This window comes from Mycolicibacterium sp. P4_G11 (assembly GCF_056555145.1).
In genome coordinates this window covers 437,927-454,181 of the sequence record NZ_JBFUJW010000006.1, presented here as the reverse complement: position 1 = coordinate 454,181, position 16,255 = coordinate 437,927, and the positions used below count along the sequence as shown (strand labels likewise).

Sequence of the window (16,255 nt, the reverse complement as noted above, 5' to 3'; positions counted from 1 at the left end):
AAGCACCTCAGCAACTTCGCAATCTTCGCAACTTCGCTACAAGTGTTGGCGAAAGTTGGCACTTGTAACCGCTGGACCTGCGGGTATGTGCTGTGTCATCGTCGTTAACAGCACACAAGCGAAGTCGCCGAAGCGTTAACAATCAGCTTGAATTTTGGCGCCCACGGCGACGCGGCCTCACGAAGGAGCACAATGTCCAACGTCGGAAAGCCACGTACCGCCGCTGAGATTCAGCAGGACTGGGACACCAACCCCCGCTGGAAGGGCATCACCCGCGACTACACCGCAGCTCAGGTTGAGGAGCTGCAGGGCAGCGTCGTCGAGGAGAACACCCTTGCGCGTCGTGGCGCCGAGATCCTGTGGGACGGCGTCACCAAGGGTGACGGCTCCTACATCAACGCGCTGGGCGCCCTGACCGGCAACATGGCCGTTCAGCAGGTCCGCGCCGGCCTGAAGGCCATCTACCTGTCGGGTTGGCAGGTCGCCGGTGACGCGAACCTCTCCGGCCACACCTACCCGGACCAGAGCCTGTACCCGGCCAACTCGGTGCCGGCCGTCGTTCGCCGCATCAACAACGCGCTGCTGCGCGCCGACGAGATCGCCCGCGTCGAGGGTGACAAGAGCGTCGACAACTGGCTGGTGCCGATCGTCGCCGACGGTGAAGCCGGCTTCGGTGGTGCCCTGAACGTCTACGAACTGCAGAAGGCCATGATCGCCGCGGGTGCCGCCGGTACCCACTGGGAGGACCAGCTGGCGTCGGAGAAGAAGTGTGGCCACCTCGGTGGCAAGGTGCTGATCCCGACCCAGCAGCACATCCGCACCCTGACCTCGGCCCGCCTGGCCGCCGACGTCGCGGGCACCCCGACCGTCGTCATCGCCCGGACCGACGCCGAGGCCGCCACCCTGATCACCTCGGACGTGGACGACCGCGACAAGCCGTTCGTCACCGGTGAGCGCACCGCTGAGGGCTTCTACAACATCCAGAAGGGCATCGAGCCCTGCATCGCGCGTGCCAAGGCCTACGCCCCGTACGCCGACATGATCTGGATGGAGACCGGCGTGCCGGACCTCGAGGTCGCCCGCAAGTTCGCCGAGGCCGTCAAGGCTGACTTCCCGGACCAGCTGCTGTCCTACAACTGCAGCCCGTCGTTCAACTGGAAGCAGGCGCTGGACGACTCGACCATCGCCAAGTTCCAGAAGGAACTGGGTGCCATGGGCTTCACGTTCCAGTTCATCACCCTGGCCGGCTTCCACGCCCTGAACTACTCCATGTTCGACCTGGCCTACGGCTACGCCCGCGAGGGCATGACCGCCTACGTCGACCTGCAGGAGCGCGAGTTCGCGGCCGAGGAGCGCGGCTACACCGCCACCAAGCACCAGCGTGAGGTCGGCGCCGGCTACTTCGACAAGATCGCCACCACCGTGGACCCGAACACCTCGACCGCAGCTCTGAAGGGCTCGACCGAAGAGGGCCAGTTCCACTGAGCTTGCGAAGTGGAACCGAGGGCTTGAGTCACTGAGCCGTTTGGTTTTGATATGGCAGGCCCCGCTCAGGATCTGGGCGGGGCCTGTCGCATATCTTCAGAAGTAATCACGAGGAGAGGACAGCGGTGAGCAACGCAATCGAACGAGTCGGGGTCATCGGGGCCGGGCAGATGGGCGGCGGTATCGCCGAGGTCTGCATCAAGGCAGGCGCACAGGTCCTGGCGTTCGAGCCGACCGAGGCGCTGACCACCGCCGGCCGGGAGCGGATCACCAAGTCGCTGGACAACGCAGTCAAGAAGGGCAAGCTGTCCGAGGCCGACCGCGACGCCGCGCTGGGTCGGCTGAGCTTCACGAACGACCTGGCTGACATGGCCGACCGCCAGCTCGTCATCGAGGCCATCGTCGAAGACGTCAACGTCAAGGCGAAGGTTTTTTCTCAGCTTGACGAGATCATCACCGACCCCGAGGCCGTGCTGGCGTCGAACACGTCGTCCATCCCGATCATGCGCATCGCCGCCGCGACCAAGAACCCGAGCCGCGTGCTCGGTCTGCACTTCTTCAACCCGGTGCCGGTGCTGCCGCTGGTCGAGCTCATCTCCTCGGTGACGACCGCCCCCGAAGCCGCCGCGCGCGTCGAGACCTTCGCGGGTGAGGTGCTGGGCAAGAAGGTCGTTCGGGCGGCGGATCGCTCGGGCTTCGTTGTCAACTTCCTGCTGGTTCCCTACCTGCTGGCAGCCATCCGGATGGCCGAGTCGGGCTTCGCCACCGTCGAGGACATCGACACCGCGGTCGTCGCCGGGTTGTCGCATCCGATGGGCCCGCTGAAGCTTGCCGACCTGGTGGGCCTGGACACCATGAAGCTGATCGCCGACTCCATGTACGACGAGTACAAAGAGCCGCTGTACGCGGCCCCGCCGTTGCTGCTGCGCATGGTCGAGGCCGGGCAGCTCGGCAAGAAGTCTGGCAAAGGCTTCTACACCTATTGACAGACGCCGGGTTGGAGCCTGGCAGTAATTTTCGTTAACCTTGCGTGCGGGTCGTTTTTCGCTGGGCCCGTTAGGGCATGCGCACGCACGGATATGTCATCCGGCCGCACCAGGCCGTGGCGCCTCCCGCGACAGCGAACGTAACCGCAAAGGATAGATACCGATATGTCACAAGCCGATATCGATTTGACCCCCCATTACGAGGAGTCGCAGTCGATCTACGACATCTCGAACGAGTTCTTCGCACTGTGGCTCGGCCCGACGATGGGCTACACCTGCGGCTACTACGAGCGCGAGGACATGACGCTCGAGGAGTCGCAGAACGCCAAGTTCGACCTGGCGCTGGGCAAGCTGGACCTGAAGCCGGGCATGACCCTCCTCGACATCGGCTGTGGCTGGGGCGGCTGCCTCGAGCGCGCCATCACCCAGTTCGACGTCAACGTCATCGGCATCACCCTGAGCAAGGAACAGTCGGAGTGGGCCCGCGAGCGGCTGGCAAAGATCGACACCAACCGCAGCGTCGAGATCCGGATGCAGGGCTGGGAAGAGTTCGACGAGCCCGTCGACCGCATCGTCTCGATCGGCGCTTTCGAGGCCTTCAAGCAGGAGCGCTACCCGATCTTCTTCGAGCGGGCGTACAACATCCTGCCGGAGAACGGCGGCCGGATGCTGCTGCACACCATCCTGGCGCATACCCAGCAGTTCTTCCGTGAGAACGGCATCAAGCTGACCATCAGCGACCTGAAGTTCATGAAGTTCATCGGCGACGTGATCTTCCCCGGCGGGCAGCTGCCGGCAGTCGAGGACATCGAGGTGCTCGCCGCGAACTCGGGCTTCACCCTGGAGCGCACCCACCTGCTGCGTCCGCACTACGCGCGCACGCTGGACATGTGGGCCGCCAACCTCGCCGCCAACAAGGACGAGGCCATCGCCATGCAGGGCCAGGAGATCTACGACCGGTACATGAAGTATCTGACCGGTTGCGCCGACTTCTTCCGTCGCGGCATCACCAACATCGGCCAGTTCACACTGGTCAAGTAGCTTTGTCAGCTTTCCTTGACGGTCAAGGAAAGCTGACGGCTTCAGATCGGACTTGGCAGGAGGTGCGCGCCACGCCGCGCACGCCACGCCGGGCGTCAGTGCTACGCCCTACGCCTCCGCCAGTCGCTTCTTCTCTGCCTCGACGTCGAAATCGGCTGGGGGCCAAGATAGTTCGAGCTGTTCGAGCGCTTCGATCAGCAGCTCGGTGATAGCCAGCCGGGAGTACCACTTGCGGTTGCACGGCACGACGTGCCACGGCGCATGCGCGGTGGAGGTGCGGTCCAGCACGGCCTGATACGCCTCTTGGTACTTCGGCCACAGCAGGCGCTCATCGATATCGGCGGGGTTGTACTTCCAGTACTTGTCCGGCCGGTCGAGCCGCTCCTCGAGGCGCTTCTTCTGCTCGTCGAGCGAGACGAACATCGCGACTTTGATGATCCTCGTCCCGGCGTCGGTCAGCTCGCGCTCGAAGGCGTTGATCTCGTCGTACCGGCCTTCCCATACCGACGGCGGCACCAGGTCGTGCACCCGCACGATCAGCACGTCCTCGTAGTGTGACCGGTCGAAGACACCGATGTGCCCGGCCGGCGGCACCGCCTTCTGGATGCGCCAAAGGTAGTGATGTGACAGCTCTTCAGGGGTGGGCTTGCCGAAGGCGGAGTACCAGATCCCTTGCGGATTACCGGCTCCCACAACATGTTTGACGATTCCGCCTTTGCCTGCGGTGTCCATGCCCTGCAGGACCAGCAGCACGGACCGGCGGTCCCCGGAGCGGCTGTTCGCGTACAGCCGCTCCTGCAGCTCGGCGAACCGCTCGTTGCGTTCGGTCTGCAGATCGGGGGCGTCGGCCTTGCTGCCGCGGAACCCGGGGGTGGCGTCCGGATCGATGTCGGCCACCCGGTGACCGGGTTTGAACTCAAGGTGCTTGTGCGGCTCGTGGGTCCACAGCGACGGCAGATCGGAGGTCACGCCGCTCAGTGAATCAGATGCGGCGGGATCGTCGGGGACGGATGCGGTTGCGCGTTGAATTCCTGCAATGACCCGCCGACTTCGACGGCGCCCCGCAGCGCGCCCCAGGACAGCAAGGTCAGGTAGTCGATGAGTTGTTCAGCGGTCATCCGGCGATTGGACATCCACGAGTGGGTGGCCAGCTGCACGCCGCCGACGGTGTGGAACGCGAAGGCGTCGACGCCGCCGGTGTCCATCCCGGCGTGCGCCATGCGTCGGCGCAGCACGACGGCGAGCATCCGCGCGATGATCTGTTCCGAGTCGGCGATGGCTTTGCTCTTGCTCGCCGAGCTGTTGGCGAACACGAACGGATAGATCTCGGGCTCCGCGGCGACGGTGTCGACGTACACGCGGATGATCTCCCGGGTGAGTTCGAAGCCGTCGAGGTTCGACGACAGCGCCGACGCCATGTTGGGGATCAGCGTGGTTTGTGCGAAGCGCATCATCACCGCGGTGGTCAGGTCGTTCTTGTCGACGAAGTAGCGGTACAGCACGGTCTTCGACACGCCGATCTCGGCCGCGATCTCGTCCATGCTGACGTTGCTGCCGCGGCGCCGGACGGCTTCGAGTGTGCCGTCGACCAGTTCATTGCGGCGATCGACCTTGTGTTGATGCCAGCGTCGTTTGCGCCCGTCGGCTTTTGCCGACGAGGGTGCGTTTTGCTGTGCCACGGTCGCAGTACGTCCATTCCGCTAGATCAGCTTGATAATACGGGGCGCCTGTTGCGGGCATGCAGGATGATGGAAGCGTGGCACACCGACCCAGGCCGGGACCTGGACCCCATCCAAGGCACGAGGCATCCCTCGAACCGCACGTCAGCCTCGCGGAGTCGTTTGCCGGCGCCGACCGGACGGCCGACGAAGAGCGGCGCCGTAACCTGCGCCGGATGAAAGCGGTCGCGCTGAGCTTCCTGCTGGGTGCGACGGTGTTGTTTGCCGTGTGTACATGGTTACAGGCCCGGGGCGGCGCGTACAGCTGGACCGGTCCATGGGTGGGATATGTCCGGGCCGGTGCCGAGGCGGGCATGGTCGGTGCGCTGGCCGACTGGTTCGCCGTGACGGCGCTGTTCCGTCATCCGCTGGGCATCCCCATCCCGCACACCGCGATCATTCCGCGCAAGAAAGACCAGCTCGGCGAGGGGCTGGGCACCTTCGTGCGCGAGAACTTCATGTCGCAGGAAGTGGTCGAGACGAAGCTGCGCGACGCCCAGGTGGCCAGCCGGCTGGGCAAGTGGCTGTCGGAACCGGTGCATGCGGCACGGGTGGCCGCCGAGGCGTCGACGGTGCTGCGGGTGCTGGTGGAGCTACTGCGCGACGAAGACGTGCAGCACGTGCTGGACCGGATGATCGTCAAGCGGATCGCGGAGCCGCAGTGGGGCCCGCCGATCGGCCGGGTGCTGGAGAGCCTGCTCGCCGAGCGACGGCAGGAGGCGCTGCTGCAGCTGTTGGCCGACCGCGCGTTCCAGTGGTCACTCAATGCCGGCGAGATCATCGAGCGCGTCATCGAGCGGGATTCGCCGACGTGGTCGCCGCGCTGGGTCGACCACCTGGTGGGCGACCGCATCCACCGCGAGCTGATGGATTTCACCGACAAGGTGCGGCGCAATCCCGAGCACGAGCTGCGGATGTCGGCCACGAAGTTCCTCTTCGACTTCGCCGACGATCTGCAGAACGACGAGGACACGATCGCCCGGGCCGAACGGATCAAGGAACAGATCCTGGCGCGCGACGAGGTGGCGCGGGCGGCAGAGACGGCGTGGAGCACCGCCAAGCGCATCATCCTCGAATCGGTGGACGATCCATCGTCAGTTTTGCGCACCCGGATTGCAGATTCGGTGGTGCGGATCGGGGAGTCTCTGCGGGACGACGCGGAGCTGCGGGACAAAGTTGACGACTGGCTCGTCAGGGGCGCAAAACACCTTGTTGCGCAATATGGGACGGAGATCACAGCGATCATCACGGAGACCATCGAGCGTTGGGACGCCGACGAGGCGAGCCGGCGGATCGAGCTCCATGTGGGCCGTGACCTGCAGTTCATTCGGATCAACGGCACGGTCGTCGGATCGTTGGCCGGGCTGGTCATATACACGATCGCAGAGCTTTTCCTCTGATCGTGCTAGCGAGCGCTTGCAAGCGCTTGCAATAGTTAGCACCCTCTTTTACCGTTGTTTTCGTACAGATCGCCCACCAAAAGCGGTCGATGAAGACAGGGGAACGACATGGCGCAGGATGCAGACATCGCCGCCGTCATGTCGAATGCAGCTCAGGACATCGGCAGCTTCATCCGCACCCAGCGCGAGGCTGCGCAGGTCTCGGTCCGCCAGCTCGCTGAGAAGGCGGGCGTCAGCAACCCCTACCTGAGCCAGATCGAGCGTGGCCTGCGCAAGCCGTCGGCCGATGTGCTGAACCAGATCGCCAAGGCGCTCAGGGTTTCGGCCGAGGTGCTCTACGTACGGGCCGGAATCCTGGAGCCCAGTGCCGCCGGCGAGGTGCGTGACGCCATCATCGCCGACCTCTCGATCACCGAGCGGCAGAAGCAGGTGCTGCTCGATATCTACACATCCTTCCGGCAGCAGAACGATGCCGAATCCAAACCGCTTCCTGATCAGCCTGAATTGGAAGCCGCCAGTGAGGAGCAGACAACGACGACTGAGACTCACCAAGTAGCGAACTGACCAACGCAGTACCCGAGAAAGGAAACAACGAACATGGCAGAGAACAAAGAGACCGCCCAGCCCACCATCGAGGACCTCAAGGCCCCCCTGTTCGCCGCCGTCGGCGCTGCGGACCTGGCGCTGGCCACCGTCAACGAAATCGTCGCGAGCCTGCGTGAGCGTGCCGAAGAGGCCCGCACCGATGCCAACGCGCGCGTCGAAGAGGGCCGTGCCCGCCTGACCAAGCTGCAGGAAGAACTGCCGGGCCAGGTTGAGGAGCTGCGCGAGAAGTTCAGCACCGAAGAGCTGCGCAAGGCCGCCGAGACCTACGCCGAGAACGCTCAGAACACCTACAACAAGCTGGTCGAGCGCGGCGAGGCCGCCCTGGAGCGCCTGCGCGCCCAGTCGTCCATCGAGAGCGTTCGTGAGCGCGTCGAGGACGTCCGCGAGCGTGTCGAGGACGTGCGCGAGCAGGTCACCGAGCTGACCCAGGACGCCCTGGGCAACGTTGCCAGCCAGACCCGCGCGGTCGGCGAGCGCGCCGCCAAGCTGGTCGGCGTCGAGCTGCCCGAGAAGGACGAGGCCCCGGCCGCCAAGAAGGCCGCTCCGGCCAAGAAGGCTCCGGCTGCCAAGAAGGCCGCCCCGGCCAAGGCTGCTGCGACCAAGGCCGCCCCGGCCAAGGCTGCTGCCAAGGCTCCGGCCAAGAAGGCCGCTCCGGCCAAGAAGGTCACCCAGAAGTAATCAGGTTCGACGTCAAGGACGTAACCCACATAGGCTGAGGGCGTGTACCTCGGAAGCCTGGTGGGTTACGTCCTTTTCGCGTTGCAGATCGCGGTGCTCGCCACGACTGTCTACGCGTTCGTGCATGCCGCCATGCAGCGTCCGGATGCCTATACCGCTGTCGACAAACTGACCAAGCCGGTATGGCTGGCGATCCTGGGCGGCGGCGCGGTCCTGGGCTGGATCATCGGCCCGCCGGTGGGCGCGGCCATCGCGGCCTGTGCCGCCGGCGTGTACCTGGTCGACGTGAAGCCCAAACTCCTTGAGGTCCAAGGGAAATCCCGGTAATCGGTGCGTTCGATCCGGTTCGCGGTCCTGGCGGCCGCCGCGTTGGCGCTGGCCCCGCAGGCTTTGGCCGACCCAGTTGATCCCGCCGAACCGACTCCACAACCTGTTCCGCCGCCGCCCTACGTCGACCACACCCGGTGGACACAGTGGGACGGCGCGTCGAGCCTGCGGGTGTATCCGACGTGGGCCGGCCGGCACGCGTCCGGCCTCGGCGCCACGGCGCCGGGAGACGAGGCCTGGTCCGAGGTCCTGAACTCGGCGCCTGACGCCGACACCCCGGGGATGCGTGCCCAGTTCATGTGCCACTGGTACTTCGCCGAAGCCGCCGCGCCCGGCAAGACCAGCTGGAACCTCGAGCCATGGCGCCCGGTGGTCGACGACAGACAGATGGTGAAAGCGCGTTGCAATCCCGGTGGCACAGAGGAGCCGTTCTGATGAGTTGGACCCGCGAGCAGGTGGCCGCATTGGTCGACCACACCCTGCTCAAGCCCGAGGCGACCGCCGCGGACGTCGCGAGCCTGTGCTGGGAGGCCGCCGATCTGGGCGTCTGCGCGGTCTGTGTGTCCCCGTCGATGCTGAGCGCGGTCGAGGTGCCCGAGCGCGTCAAGATCGCCACCGTCGTGGGATTCCCGTCGGGCAAGCATGATTCGCAGATCAAGGCCCGCGAGGCGGCACTGTCGGTCGTCGGTGCCGACGGCCGGCGCGGAGCCGACGAGGTCGACATGGTGATCGACGTGGGTGCCGCCATCTCAGGGGACATCTCGGCGGTGTTCGCCGACATCTCCGCGGTCCGCGGGGCCGCCCCGACGGCGGTGCTGAAGGTGATCGTCGAGTCCGCGGCGCTGCTGAACCTGGCCGGCGCACCGACGCTGGCCGACGTCTGCCGCGCGGCGGCCGACGCGGGCGCCGATTTCGTGAAGACCTCCACCGGATTCCACCCCGCGGGCGGCGCATCGGTGCAGGCCGTGGAGATCATGGCGCAGACCGTCCCGGCGCTGGGCGTCAAGGCCAGTGGTGGCATCCGTACCGCTGATGACGCGCTGGCCATGTTGGCTGCCGGCGCCACCCGGCTCGGTCTGTCCGGTACCCGCGCCGTCCTGGACGGGCTGGGTTAGTCAGGGATTTGTGCACGTTTTTCCGCGGTGAGCGCGKAAAAACGTGCACAAATCACCGAGATCAGAGGCCGGAGAAGCAGGTGTCCTGCTGAGCCAGCGGGATGGTCGCGTTCTTGGTGCCGAACTTCGCGGTCACGCCGGTACCGGTCACCTGCAGGGCTTCCGGGCGGATGCCCATCGGGTAGTCCTTGGTCAGCTGCGAGGCGAACAAATCCAGCGCCGGCTGAATCGACTCACGCGGCAGCAGGAAGCCGAGCCCGGTCAGCTGCTCCACCTTGAGCGAGATGGTGCCGTCGGACAGCGTCGGCTTGGCGATGATCTGGGTCATCGGCGCGTCGAGCACGATGGTGCCCGACGACGGGTCGGTGGTGACGTCGGAGACCAGGCCACCCAGCACGGGGACGGTGTCGGCGATGGTCTGCTTGATGCCGTCGGCCGACCAGGTGACGGTGGCCTCGAGCGACCCGATGGTGCCGGCCGACTTGGCCGTCTTATCGAGCTTGACGTCGTCGATCTCGATCTGGGCCTTCATGCCCTTGGCGAACCGCAGCTGGTTGCCGGCGGTGGTCACGGTGATCTTGTCGTAGTTGCTGTTGGCGACCTGCCACAGGAACGGGGTGGCGCCGAACTGCACGTCGACCTTGTCCTGGACCACGCACTGGACGGCCGAGGACACGACACTGTTGCCGCGGCTGCGGGCGTAGAACTCACCGCCGACGACACCGGCCGCCGACAGCGCGAGCGCGATCACGATGATCAGGATCAGCGACATCGGGTCGCGCAGCAGTTCCATGACACCGCGGCGCTTCTTCGGCGGATCGGTGGCGGGCACCTGCTGGGGAGCCGGGTACGACGTCGGCGGTACATCGGTGCCGTAGGCCGGGGCGGCCGGTGCGTCGGCGCCGTAAGCGGGGATGTCGGTCGCCGGCGGCACTGACGCGTTGTCGGCCGTCAGCACCTCGGTGGGCTGGGCACCCGGCGCCTGCGGCGCGGGCTCGGCAGATGGTGCGGCGTCCTCATTGGCGGGGCGGGCCCAGGGGTCAGTCACCCTTGCGATTGTGCCTTACGCGCAATCGTGGTGCGGTTGCGCAGCACGGCGATGGTCTCGCGGGCCCGCTCGACCGCGGCCAGGTCGATGTCCGTGACCAGTAGTTCCGGGTCGAGGCCGGCCTGGGCGACGATGTCGCCCGTGGGGGACGTCACCAGGCTGCCGCCGCTGCCCGTCGGGCCCTTCTTGGCGAGTTCCTCGCCCGGATACGGCTGGTCGACGGCGGCGACGAAACAGCCGGTGTCGAGCGCGCGGGCGCGGGCCAGCAGCGTCCACTGCTCAAGCTTGCCCGGGCCCGACCCCCACGACGCGTGGACGGTCAGCAGCTTGGCTCCGCGTTCGGCGAGCTCGAGGTGCAGCTCCGGGAAACGGACGTCGTAACACGTGGTGAGGCCGACGGGAACGGCGCCGTCGGCCGTCGGCACGTCGATCACGACGGGCTCGAAACCCTTTGCGACAGTGTGTGATTCGGCGAATCCGAAAGCGTCGTACAGATGAATCTTGTGGTAGTGCGCGTCGACGCCCGGGCCGGTGGCGAGCAGGGTGTTGGTGACGCGGCCGTCGGCGGTCGGACAGAACATCCCTGCCACCACGGTGACGCCCGCACGTTCGGCGATGTCCCGGACGGCGTCCGCCCACGGGCCGTCGAGTGGCTGGGCCACGGGCGCCAGCGGCACCCCGAACCGGCACATCGTCGCCTCGGGGAACAACACCAGGTCAGCGCCGGCATCGGCGGCGCGCGCGGTGTGGTCGGCGACCAGTTCCAGGTTGGCTGCGGGGTCGGTTCCCGTACCGATCTGGGCCAGTGCGATGCGCATGCGGATCAGCGTAGTTATCGCCGTGGCCTCAGCGGGTGCAGGCCAGCGCCGGATCTTTGGTCACCGCCATGTGGCGCACCGCGTCGTCGACGCGTTCCTGCGCCAGTTCGTGGGCGTCGACGGCCTGCTGCAGGCGGTCCAAGACGTCCGGCACCTCTTTGGTGGTGATCCACAGCGCGGTGTCGGCGCCGGCCTGCAGGGCTTTGAGCACGGCCTCGGGCACGCTGTAGCGCTGGGTGATGGCACCCATGCTGGACAGGTCGTCGGTGAAGACGGCGCCGTCAAATGGCCGGCCGCCGTAGCTACCGCTGCGCAGCAGGTCGTAGGCGGCCCTGGACAGGCTGGCCGGATCGGTGTCGGTGAGCCCGGGCACCTGCATGTGGCCGACCATCACGGCGACGGGCAGCTGCGTCGTCAAGGACTGATAGGGGACCAGGTCCAGCGTCTCCAGCTGCGCCAAGGGCGGGGTGACGACGCCGCCCTTGTGTGAGTCGCCGGACGCGTGGCCATGACCGGGGAAGTGCTTGAGCACCGGCAGCAGCCCGGCGTCGCGCAGGCCGTCCGCGTACGCCCCGGCGTAGGCGGTGACGGCTTCGGCGGTGTCGCCCCAGGCCCGGTCGCCGATGACGGTGCCGTCGGCTGCGCCCGTGATGTCGACGACGGGCGCGAAATCGATGGTGATGCCGAGTTCTTTCATCGCCTGGCCGCGGAGCCGCGCGATCTCGCGAATCTGTTCCGGGGTCTTCCCGGCGGCGACCAGCTCGCGCGGTGACGGTTGGCTGCCGATCAGGTTCTTCAGCCGCTGCACCCGGCCGCCCTCTTCGTCGACGCTGACGGCCAGCGGCAGCGGCCGCGGTTCCTGCGCCAGGGCGGCGAGGGGCGCACCGAGCATCGAATAGTCGGTCCAGCTGGTGATGAAGATGCCGCCGACCTCTTGCTCGCGGACGACGGCCTGCGCGTCGGCCAGGTTCTTGACCCCGACCATCAGCAGCTGGGCCAGCTTCTGGCGCGTCGTGAGCGCCGCCACCGTGGCGTCGAGCCGCTCGCATGGGGGCGGCGCCGCCACGGCGACGGTGGCGGCCGTCGGTGGGTGTTCGGCCGGTGTAGGGGCGGGCCGGGGCTTGCTCATGACGGCCGCGACGATCAGCGCGACGACGATCACTGCCGCGGCCGAAGCCAGGACGACCGGCGATTGCAGTCGGCTGCGGGGTGACGGCATACGGCGAACCCTATTCGTTCGGCGCGACGGCGGACCACGGCACGGTCAGCACGCCGTCGCGCAGCCGGCGCCGCGGCGGCTCGAGGGGATGGCCCTCGTCGACCAGCAGGTCGAGCATGGCCCGCCACCGGACACGTGGCCCGAACACGCCGTGTCCGGCCGTGGTGGCCCAGGCGCGGTCCGCGGCCTGCAGCAGCCGGTGGATCGGCTGGCCCGGAACATTGTGATGGATAAGCACTTTCGGCAGTCGCTCCGCCAAGTCGGAGGGCCGTTCGATGGCGAACGGGTCGCACGACAACGTCAGGCTCACCGGTCCGGCGGCGTCGAGCAGCACCCAGCAGCAGCGTCGTCCCAACTCGTCGCAGGTGCCGTCGACCAGCAGCCCGCCCGGTGCCAGCCGCCCCGTCATCTCCGCCCAGGCGGCGGGCACGTCGGCGACGTCGTACTGCCGCAGCACGTTGAACGCGCGGACCAAAACCGGTGTGTGACCGGCCAATTCGAAGCCACCAAGACCGAATTCGACGATGTCGCCGGCCAATTCACGCGCCAGCCGCACCCGTTCCGGGTGAATCTCCAGACCGACGACCCGCACGTCGGCCCGGACCGTGCGCAGCCGCGCGGCCAGCTCGACGGTGGTCACCGGAAGCGCGCCGTAGCCGAGGTCGACCACGAGTGGCTCGGCGGCGTCGCGCAGTAGTGCCCGGACCCTTGGCGAGTGCACCAGCCAGCGGTCGCTGCGGCGCAGGCGGTTGTATCCGGTGGTGCCGCGCGTCGGCTGGCCGACAATTGAACCCCGTGGCTGGCCGACGGGCGAATTCATGGGCCCGAGTTTATGGGCGGGTCACCAGCGGGCGGCGATCCAGTCGGTGGTGAATTTCTGTTCCAGCTCGATCAGATATCTGAGCTGCTGCCCCAGCATCGCCTCGAGCTTGCCGCCGACCAGCGGGATGCGGACCTCGACCAGCGCGGAGAATTCGAGTCGCGCACCGCCCGCGGTGGGCGACAGGACACCGGAGCCCGTGATGGTGGCCGGCGCACCGGGAACCCGGCTGCGCACCGTCCCGACGGCGCGTCCGTCGGTCAGCGGACCCCAATGCTCTTCCCGCACCAAGCTGAGGTCACCGAGGTGGAACTGGGTGACGACGCCGGGCAGCCCCGCGGCACGCATGGTCTGGGTGGTGGTGATGTCCGTCCCGCCCTGGCCGTCCTCGGCAAACGAGTCCAGCGTCGACACGTCGGCGCGGCCTTCGGCGAGCCGGTCCAGCCAGTAGTCCTTGCTGCAGAAGGCCTGATGCACCTGCGCCACGCTGCCGAGGTACTCGGCAACCATGTCGAAGGAGCGGGCCATAATCGGCCACGCTACCGTTAGCGGCCGTGGTCAGTTCGGATATCGGGGGCGTTGCGGTCGATTTTGACGTGCCGCTGGCACCCCTGACGTCGTTCCGTGTCGGACCGGTGGCAGCCCGTCTGATCACCTGCGATACCACCGAAAAGGTGGTGGCGGCACTCACCGCGCTGAAGGACCACCCGGGGCCGCTGCTGGTGCTGGCGGGCGGGTCGAATGTGCTGGTCGCCGACGATCTGAGTGATCTGACGGTCGTCCTGCTGGCGAACACCGAGATCACCGTCGAGGGCACTGTGGTGCGGGCCGAGGCAGGCGCGCTGTGGGACGACGTGGTCGTGGCCTCGCTGGCGCACGGGCTCGGCGGCCTGGAATGCCTGTCCGGGATCCCGGGCTCGGCCGGGGCGACGCCGGTGCAGAACGTCGGTGCCTATGGGGCCGAGGTGGCCGACACCATCAGCCGGGTCCGGCTGTTCGACCGCGAGACCGGTACGGACAGCTGGGTCAGCCCCGACACCCTGGATTTCGGCTACCGGCACAGCGTGCTGAAGAACTCCGACCACGCCGTCGTGCTGGAGGTGGAGTTCACCCTCGATGCCGACGGCCTGAGCGCACCACTGCGGTACGGCGAACTGGCAACCCGGCKCGGCGCCGMGCCGGGCACCCGCGTCGATGCGCTCGCGGTCCGCGAGGCGGTGCTGGCGTTGCGGCGCGGCAAGGGCATGGTGTCCGACGCCGCCGACCACGACACCTGGAGTGCCGGGTCGTTCTTCACCAACCCCGTGGTTCCGCAGGACGTCTTCGAGCGCATCCGGGCCGCCACGGACGGGCCGGTGCCCAATTACCCGGCGCCGAACGGGGTCAAACTGGCCGCCGGCTGGCTGGTGGAACAGGCCGGTTTCGGCAAGGGCTACCCCGGTGACGGGGCACCCGCGCGGCTGTCGACCAAGCATGCGCTGGCTCTGACGAACCGGGGATTTGCTGGCAGCGCGGACGTATTAGCGCTGGCCAGAGCGGTTCGGGACGGCGTCAAGGCCGCTTTCGGGATAGATCTCACACCGGAACCATGCTTAATCGGCTGTTCGCTGTAGGTAAATTCAAACCCGTGAGTGTGAACCGGCGACAGATGCTGACTGCGATTGCCGTCGGCACTTCCGGCGTGCTCGCCGCGTGCTCGGATTCATCGGGCACTTCATCCTCCTCGGCCCCTGCCAAGGAGTCCGCGGCGCCCGTCATCACCTACCGGCCCACCAACGGAGCCACCGATGTCGTGCCGACCAGCAGCATCGGGGTCGACGTCACCGACGGCTGGTTCCAGAAGCTGACCCTCACCAACGGCGAGGGCAAGGTCGTCGCCGGGGTGTTCAACAAGGACCGCACGTCGTTCAACACCGCCGAGCCGCTCGGCTTCGGCGCCACGTACACGTTCGCCGGTTCTGTCGTCGGCCGGGACGGCAAGGCCGTGCCGGTGTCCGCGACGTTCACCACCGTGAACCCGACCAAGCAGGTCAACGGGCAGTTCCAGCTCGCCGACGGGCAGACCGTCGGGGTGGCGGCGCCGATCATCCTGCAGTTCGACTCCTCGGTCACCGACAAGGCCTCGGTCGAGCGCAACGTCAAGGTCGTCACCGATCCGCCGGTCGAAGGCAGTTGGGCCTGGCTGCCCGACGAGCGCGAGGGCGCCCGCATGCACTGGCGGACCCGCGAGTACTACCCGCCGGGCACCAAGGTCAGCGTCTCGGCCAAGTTGTACGGCGTCCCGTTCGGCGACGACGCCTACGGCGCGCAGGACAGCACGCTGGAGATCACCATCGGCCGGCGCCAGGTGGTCAAGGCCGACGCGACCAGCCACCGCATCCAGGTATTCACCGACAGCGGCGTGCTCTTCGACTTCCCCTGCAGCTACGGCGAGGCCGACAAGCCGCGCAACGTGACCCGCAGCGGTACCCACGTCGTCACCGAGAAGTACGCGGACTTCTGGATGTCCAACCCCGCCGCCGGGTACTCGAACGTCCACGAACGCTGGGCGGTGCGAATCTCGAACAACGGCGAGTTCATCCACGCCAACCCGGCCAGCTCGGGCGCGCAGGGCAACACCAACGTCACCAACGGGTGTATCAACCTGTCGACCGACAATGCCCAGGAGTATTTCCAGACCGCCATCTACGGCGACCCGGTCGAGGTGACGGGCACGTCGATCCAGCTGTCCTACGCCGACGGCGACATCTGGGACTGGGCGGTCGACTGGGCCACCTGGGTGTCGATGTCCGCGCTGCCGCCGGCGAATGCGGCACCGGCGGAGACGTCGATCCCGCAGAGCGCGCCGGCCACCCCGACCGATGCGCCGACGTACTCGGGTACCCCGACCACCACGACGACACCGCCGCCGCAGGGGCCGGCCACCTCGACTTCGACTTCCACGTCGACGTCAACTTCGTCGACGACGGCCGCGACGACGACGACGTCAACGTC

The 16,255-nt window shown here is 67.2% G+C and carries 17 protein-coding genes and 1 pseudogene; 11 read left to right on the top strand and 7 right to left on the bottom strand.

The window, feature by feature from the left end; translation table 11 throughout:
- Nucleotides 1-192: 192 nt before the first annotated feature.
- The 3 genes from aceA (at nucleotide 193) to AC1U2B_RS16540 (ending at nucleotide 3,512) form a co-directional block, all read left to right on the top strand.
- The gene (gene aceA, locus AC1U2B_RS16550) at nucleotides 193-1,485 is read left to right on the top strand and encodes an isocitrate lyase (protein WP_043401298.1); all 1,293 of its coding nucleotides are present in this window, start codon (nucleotides 193-195) and stop codon (nucleotides 1,483-1,485) included.
- A gap of 125 nt (nucleotides 1,486-1,610) precedes the next feature.
- Complete coding sequence (locus AC1U2B_RS16545) at nucleotides 1,611-2,471, top strand: 3-hydroxybutyryl-CoA dehydrogenase (RefSeq protein ID WP_133761020.1); 861 nt, start codon at nucleotides 1,611-1,613, stop codon at nucleotides 2,469-2,471.
- Between the two features lie 165 nt (nucleotides 2,472-2,636).
- Nucleotides 2,637-3,512: a cyclopropane mycolic acid synthase family methyltransferase gene (locus tag AC1U2B_RS16540; RefSeq protein WP_480217581.1), complete on the top strand. Its 876-nt coding sequence runs from the start codon at nucleotides 2,637-2,639 to the stop codon at nucleotides 3,510-3,512.
- Nucleotides 3,513-3,620: 108 nt separating this feature from the next.
- On the opposite strand, the gene AC1U2B_RS16535 is transcribed toward AC1U2B_RS16540, so the two are convergent.
- Nucleotides 3,621-4,481 (bottom strand): polyphosphate kinase 2 family protein, encoded by an 861-nt coding sequence (locus AC1U2B_RS16535; RefSeq protein WP_480217580.1) that lies wholly within the window; start codon nucleotides 4,479-4,481, stop codon nucleotides 3,621-3,623.
- A 5-nt stretch (nucleotides 4,482-4,486) separates the two neighbouring features.
- Nucleotides 4,487-5,191, bottom strand: a complete 705-nt coding sequence (locus AC1U2B_RS16530; protein ID WP_043401309.1) for a TetR/AcrR family transcriptional regulator — start codon at nucleotides 5,189-5,191, stop codon at nucleotides 4,487-4,489.
- A gap of 77 nt (nucleotides 5,192-5,268) precedes the next feature.
- Between AC1U2B_RS16530 and AC1U2B_RS16525 the strand changes: the two genes are divergently transcribed.
- From AC1U2B_RS16525 to deoC, 6 genes are all read left to right on the top strand, one after another.
- Nucleotides 5,269-6,630, top strand: a complete 1,362-nt coding sequence (locus tag AC1U2B_RS16525; RefSeq protein WP_480217579.1) for a DUF445 domain-containing protein — start codon at nucleotides 5,269-5,271, stop codon at nucleotides 6,628-6,630.
- A 108-nt stretch (nucleotides 6,631-6,738) separates the two neighbouring features.
- Nucleotides 6,739-7,194 (top strand): helix-turn-helix transcriptional regulator, encoded by a 456-nt coding sequence (locus tag AC1U2B_RS16520; protein ID WP_043401313.1) that lies wholly within the window; start codon nucleotides 6,739-6,741, stop codon nucleotides 7,192-7,194.
- A 33-nt stretch (nucleotides 7,195-7,227) separates the two neighbouring features.
- Nucleotides 7,228-7,914, top strand: a complete 687-nt coding sequence (locus tag AC1U2B_RS16515) for a YhgE/Pip domain-containing protein (RefSeq protein ID WP_043401314.1) — start codon at nucleotides 7,228-7,230, stop codon at nucleotides 7,912-7,914.
- 42 nt (nucleotides 7,915-7,956) lie between these two features.
- Nucleotides 7,957-8,241, top strand: a complete 285-nt coding sequence (locus AC1U2B_RS16510; protein WP_043401317.1) for a DUF2516 family protein — start codon at nucleotides 7,957-7,959, stop codon at nucleotides 8,239-8,241.
- Between the two features lie 12 nt (nucleotides 8,242-8,253).
- The gene (locus AC1U2B_RS16505) at nucleotides 8,254-8,676 is read left to right on the top strand and encodes a DUF2599 domain-containing protein (protein ID WP_480217759.1); all 423 of its coding nucleotides are present in this window, start codon (nucleotides 8,254-8,256) and stop codon (nucleotides 8,674-8,676) included.
- Nucleotides 8,676-9,356, top strand: a complete 681-nt coding sequence (gene deoC, locus AC1U2B_RS16500; RefSeq protein ID WP_480217578.1) for a deoxyribose-phosphate aldolase — start codon at nucleotides 8,676-8,678, stop codon at nucleotides 9,354-9,356. The genes AC1U2B_RS16505 and deoC overlap by 1 nt, the downstream gene beginning before the upstream one ends.
- 61 nt (nucleotides 9,357-9,417) lie before the next feature.
- Here deoC and AC1U2B_RS16495 read toward each other — a convergent pair whose 3' ends face one another.
- From AC1U2B_RS16495 to AC1U2B_RS16475, 5 genes are read right to left on the bottom strand one after another with little or no spacing between them, the layout of a single operon-like run.
- Complete coding sequence (locus AC1U2B_RS16495; protein ID WP_480217577.1) at nucleotides 9,418-10,404, bottom strand: LmeA family phospholipid-binding protein; 987 nt, start codon at nucleotides 10,402-10,404, stop codon at nucleotides 9,418-9,420.
- Nucleotides 10,401-11,222, bottom strand: a complete 822-nt coding sequence (locus AC1U2B_RS16490; protein WP_480217576.1) for a carbon-nitrogen hydrolase family protein — start codon at nucleotides 11,220-11,222, stop codon at nucleotides 10,401-10,403. Before AC1U2B_RS16490 ends, AC1U2B_RS16495 begins: the two co-directional genes overlap by 4 nt.
- A gap of 28 nt (nucleotides 11,223-11,250) precedes the next feature.
- Nucleotides 11,251-12,441, bottom strand: coding sequence for a glycoside hydrolase family 3 N-terminal domain-containing protein (locus AC1U2B_RS16485; protein ID WP_480217575.1), 1,191 nt, complete (start codon nucleotides 12,439-12,441; stop codon nucleotides 11,251-11,253).
- A gap of 10 nt (nucleotides 12,442-12,451) precedes the next feature.
- Complete coding sequence (locus AC1U2B_RS16480) at nucleotides 12,452-13,261, bottom strand: class I SAM-dependent methyltransferase (RefSeq protein WP_480217574.1); 810 nt, start codon at nucleotides 13,259-13,261, stop codon at nucleotides 12,452-12,454.
- Nucleotides 13,262-13,282: 21 nt separating this feature from the next.
- A complete protein-coding gene (locus tag AC1U2B_RS16475; protein ID WP_260936936.1) occupies nucleotides 13,283-13,789 on the bottom strand; it encodes a DUF2505 domain-containing protein in 507 nt (168 codons plus the stop codon).
- Between the two features lie 26 nt (nucleotides 13,790-13,815).
- On the opposite strand from AC1U2B_RS16475, the gene AC1U2B_RS16470 reads away from it, so the two are divergent.
- Both AC1U2B_RS16470 and AC1U2B_RS16465 read left to right on the top strand, forming a co-directional pair.
- Complete coding sequence (locus tag AC1U2B_RS16470) at nucleotides 13,816-14,874, top strand: UDP-N-acetylmuramate dehydrogenase (protein WP_480217573.1); 1,059 nt, start codon at nucleotides 13,816-13,818, stop codon at nucleotides 14,872-14,874.
- Nucleotides 14,850-16,187, top strand: a pseudogene (locus AC1U2B_RS16465) (L,D-transpeptidase); the annotation flags it as partial. The gene AC1U2B_RS16470 and the pseudogene AC1U2B_RS16465, both read left to right, overlap by 25 nt.
- Between the last annotated feature and the right edge of the window lie 68 nt (nucleotides 16,188-16,255).